Below are 582 nucleotides of genomic sequence, written 5' to 3' on the forward strand. Positions count from 1 at the left end.
CTCCCTCGTCGCCGCAGCGGTCGAGCTGCGAGGCAGCCGCACCGCCGCCGGATCCGCGGTCGCCGGCCTCCGCCTCGGCATGGCCAGCTTGGTGGATGCCCTGACCGACGAGCTCGAGCGTCATAGCGCGGTCGTGAGACTCGGCGCCCACGTGGAACGGATCCTGCCGCTCGCGGACGCGGAACCGAGTCGACCGTCGCAGTGCGGCTGGGGTCTGGGCGGGACCTGGGGCGAAGAAGTCGTCGACGCGGTCGTGCTGGCAGTGCCGGAGCGCCCCGCCCGCTGGCTGCTCGGCGATCGACGACCCGAGCAGGTCGCCGGGCTCTGCGCCGCCCACGATCGGGTCGAAGTCATCGCCATCGCACTCGACGCGCCCGAGCTAGACTCCGCCCCGCGCGGCACCGGAGCCCTCGTCGCCTCGGGAGACGCCCACGGACGCGACGGAACGCTCGCCGGAGAGCCCCGAACGGACGCGGAGGCTGGCGCGGGTCCCGACTCGGGTGCGGATCCGACGCCTCGGATCCTCGCCAAAGCGCTCACCCACGTCACGGCGAAATGGCCGGCACGCGCCGCCGCCGCGGG

The 582-nt window shown here is 74.6% G+C and carries 1 pseudogene; it reads left to right on the forward strand.

Annotation, left to right across the window (positions count from 1 at the left end):
• Nucleotides 1–151 precede the first annotated feature (151 nt).
• Nucleotides 152–582: pseudogene (locus ACFPZL_RS14115) on the forward strand (hypothetical protein); the annotation flags it as partial.

Source organism: Leucobacter soli, from assembly GCF_042659205.1.
Lineage (GTDB): Bacteria > Actinomycetota > Actinomycetes > Actinomycetales > Microbacteriaceae > Leucobacter > Leucobacter soli.